This window comes from Azohydromonas lata NBRC 102462 (assembly GCF_001571085.1).
GTDB classification, from domain to species: domain Bacteria; phylum Pseudomonadota; class Gammaproteobacteria; order Burkholderiales; family Burkholderiaceae_C; genus Azohydromonas; species Azohydromonas lata.
In genome coordinates this window covers 1-3,824 of record NZ_BCTC01000205.1, presented here as the reverse complement: position 1 = coordinate 3,824, position 3,824 = coordinate 1, and the positions used below count along the sequence as shown (strand labels likewise).

Sequence of the window (3,824 nt, the reverse complement as noted above, 5' to 3'; positions counted from 1 at the left end):
GGCGAGCGCGCAGCCGGCCCCGCCGGCCCACACCGCGCCGGCCCGCCGCTGAAGCTCCGGCCGTCGCAAGGCGGCTCAAAGCGTGCGCGGCTTCACGTTTTGAACGGCGCTTGCGGGCCGGCGCTTGCGCGCCGTCAATGACAATGGCCCCGCGCGCGCACCAGACCGACTTCCAACAGCGCGGCGCCGGTGGTTTTCGCATTGCCGGGACAACAAACAGATGCCGGGCTCTCCAGTCGTGTTCCGGTGAGGAAAGACACCGTGAACGACGTCGCTGCCGGGGATTTGGACGCCGTGAACCAGGACCATGGCCCGTCCGACGCCGCCAGGCTGCGCCGCCAGGTGGACGCTCTCCAGGCCCGCGTGCAGGCGCTGGACTGCAGTGCCCGCGAGGCCTGCGACGTCCACCAGCACCTGAGCGTGCAGGAAACGCTGCTGCGCACGGTGCTGGACGAGTCGCCGGACTTCATCGTCCTCAAGGATCACCAGGGCAACTTCCTGCTTTGCAACCAGCCCGTGGCCGATTTCCACGGCACCACGCCGCAGGCCATGGTGGGCCGCCACGAAGGCCACTTCAGCGCCACGCGCGAGCAGGCCGACCAGATACGCGCCGACGTGCTGGAGATCATGGCGCGCGGGCGCACCGAGACCGTCATCGAGGAGTCCATCGACGCGCGCACCGGGCGCAAGCGCTGGTTCAAGTCCATCAAGAAGCCCTTCGTGGGCGACGACGGGCTGCCGCGCATCCTCGTCATCGCCCACGACATCACCGACGTGCGCCGCGCCCAGGAGCAGGTGCAGCAAAGCGAGCGGCGCCTGAGCCACGTGCTGGGCGCCACCGGCGAGGGCGTGTGGGACTGGGACCTGCGCAGCAACGCGCTGCAGCACAACCAGCGCTGGTACGAGCTGCTGGGCCTGCAGCCCACGCAGCTCACCGGCACCATCGCCGACTTCGAGGCCTGCCTCCTGCCCGAGGACTACGCCGCCGTCACCGACGCGATGCAGCAATGCCTGGACGGCCACGGCCCCTACCGCCACGAGCACCGCATGCGCCGCGGCGACGGCAGCGTGATCTGGGTGCTGGACCGCGGCGACGTGGTCGAGCGCGACGGCGAGGGCCGCCCGCTGCGCATGGTGGGCAGCCTGTGCGACGTCACCGAGCGCAAGACCGCCGAGGAGCTCACGCAGCGCCTGGCCTTCTACGACGCGCTCACCGGGCTGCCCAACCGGCGGCTGATGTTCGACCGGCTGCAGCACGCCATCGCGCTGGGCCGGCGCAACGCGCAGTTCGGCGCGCTGATGTTCCTGGACCTGGACCACTTCAAGGAGCTCAACGACACCCTGGGCCACGCCAGCGGCGACGCGCTGCTGCTGCAGGTGGCGCAGCGGCTGCAAGCCACCCTGCGCGGCAACGACACGGCCGCGCGCATGGGCGGCGACGAGTTCGTGGTGATTGCCGAAGACCTGGGGCACGAGCCGCTGAAGGCCGCCACCGCCGCCGAGGCGCTGGGCGCCAAGCTGCTCAAGGCGCTCTCGCGCCCCTACGCCCTGGACGGCGCGCTGCACCTGACCAGCTGCAGCTTGGGCGTGGCCCTGTTCGGCTACCCCGACGACACGGCCGACGAGATGCTCAAGCGCGCCGACTTCGCCATGTACCAGGCCAAGGACGCCGGGCGCAACACGCAGCGCTTCTTCGACCCGGTGATGCAGGAAACCGTGCTCGCGCGCGCGGCGCTGGCCGCGCAGTTGCGCCTGGGCCTGGAGCGCGGCGAGCTCGACGTGTACCTGCAGCCCGTGGTGGACGCCCAAGGACGGCGCGTGGGCGCGGAGGCGCTGGTGCGCTGGCGCCACCCGCAGCGCGGCCTGGTGCCGCCGGCGGAGTTCATACCGCTGGCCGAGCAGAACGGGCTCATCGTCGCCGTGGGCCAGCAGGTGCTGGAGACGGCCTGCCGCCAGCTCGTGGCCTGGCAGGCCGACGCGGCCACGCGCGGCCTCACGCTCTCGGTCAACGTCAGCGCCCGCCAGTTCCACCAGGGCGACTTCGTGCGCCAGGTGCTGGACACGCTCCAGCGCACCGGCGCCGACGCCAACCTGCTCAAGCTGGAGCTCACCGAGAGCCTGCTGCTCGGCGACGTGGACGAGGTGGTGCGCAAGATGCGCACGCTGCGCGCGCGCGGGGTGCGCTTTTCCATCGACGACTTCGGCACCGGCTACTCGTCGCTGGCCTACCTGAAGCAGTTGCCGCTGGACGAGATCAAGATAGACCGCTCCTTCATCGAGGACGTGCTGGGCGACGCCAACGACGCGAGCATCGTGCAGACCATCCTGCTGCTGGCGCGCAGCCTCTCGCTCAAGGTCGTGGCCGAGGGCGTGGAAAACGCGCTGCAGCAGGACTTCCTGGTCCGCCACGGCTGCCCGTACTTCCAGGGCTTTCTCTGGGGCCGCCCCGTGCCGGCCTCGCAGTGGGCGCCGCAGGCGGCCTGACAATGCCGGCGCATGAACGCCGCAGCCGCCACCACGCCGACGCCCCCTGTTCCTGAAACTGAAACGTCGCACGCCCTGGACTGCCTGGACACCGGCGGGCGCCCCGGGCGCATCGTCTGCCTGACCGAGGAGCCCACCGAGCTGCTCTACGCCCTGGGCGAGGAGCGGCGCATCGTGGGCATTTCCGGCTTCACCGTGCGCCCGCCGCGGGCGCGGCAGGAAAAGCCGCGCGTCTCGGCCTTCACCAGCGCCAAGGTCGACCGCATCCTGGCGCTGCGGCCGGACCTGGCCATCGGCTTCTCCGACATGCAGGCCGACATCGCGCAGGCGCTGGTGAAGGCGGGCGTGGAGGTGTGGATCGCCAACCACCGCAGCGTCGCGGGCATCCTGGGCTACGTGCGCCGGTTGGGCGCGCTGGTGGGCGCGGCGCAGCGGGCCGAGGCCTACGCGGCGGCGCTGGAGGCGCGCGTGCGCGCCGTGCGCGAGGCCGCCGCGCGGCTGCCGCGGCGCCCGCGCGTGTACTTCGAGGAGTGGGACGCGCCGCAGATCAGCGCCATACGCTGGGTCAGCGAGCTGATCGGCATCGCCGGCGGCGACGACATCTTCCCCGAGCGCGCCGCGGCCCCCCTTGGGCGCGATCGCATCGTGGCCGACCCGCTGGAGGTGGTGGCGCGGCGGCCGGACATCATCATCGGCTCCTGGTGCGGAAAGAAATTCCGCCCCGAGGCCGTGGCCGCGCGTCCCGGCTGGCAGGACGTGCCGGCCGTGCGCGACGGCGAGCTGCACGAAGTGAAGTCGCCCCTCATCCTGCAGCCCGGCCCGGCCGCGCTCACCGACGGGCTGGACGCGCTGCACGCCATCGTGGCGCGCTGGGCCGCGCGCGGCGGGCGCTGAGCGGGCCAACGCTCCTGCCTGGCCCGCTGACTCTGCCCAAGGCTCCCGCCGCCTCAGCCCCCGCCCGCGTACCCGCGTATCGACGCCCGCGCCGTATCCAGCGCCGCCTGCAGCGCCGACAGCGTGGCCTGCGGCGACAGCCCCGTGCGGTAGACCAGCTCCGCCTCCTCGGCGCGGGCGCTCACCTCGGTCAGCGCCAGTTGCGCCGCGGCGCCGTTGAGCTTGTGGGCCAGCGCCGCGGCGGCGGCCGGCGTGTCGGCCGCGGCCATCTCGCGGGCCGCGTCGCCGTGCTCGCGCACGAAGTCGAGCAGGCACTGCCGGTACAGCGCCTCGTCGCCCCAGGTCGGCAGCGCCCACGCCACGTCCAGGCCCGGCCACGCGGCCGCGCCGTCCGCGGCGGCTGACCCGTCCCCGCCGGCCGCAGCAGGGACCGGCGGGGCCGCCGG

Annotated in this window: 3 protein-coding genes; 2 read left to right on the top strand and 1 reads right to left on the bottom strand. The window is 72.9% G+C overall.

The window, feature by feature from the left end; genetic code table 11:
• Positions 1 to 261 precede the first annotated feature (261 nt).
• Together ALA01S_RS30325 and ALA01S_RS30320 are read left to right on the top strand one after the other, a co-directional pair.
• Positions 262 to 2,484, top strand: coding sequence for a putative bifunctional diguanylate cyclase/phosphodiesterase (locus ALA01S_RS30325; protein WP_066343398.1), 2,223 nt, complete (start codon positions 262 to 264; stop codon positions 2,482 to 2,484).
• 12 nt (positions 2,485 to 2,496) lie between these two features.
• A complete protein-coding gene (locus ALA01S_RS30320; protein WP_084268100.1) occupies positions 2,497 to 3,378 on the top strand; it encodes an ABC transporter substrate-binding protein in 882 nt (293 codons plus the stop codon).
• A gap of 53 nt (positions 3,379 to 3,431) precedes the next feature.
• Here ALA01S_RS30320 and ALA01S_RS30315 read toward each other — a convergent pair.
• Positions 3,432 to 3,824: Hpt domain-containing protein (locus ALA01S_RS30315; protein WP_066343397.1), on the bottom strand; the 393-nt coding region annotated here is incomplete at its 5' end.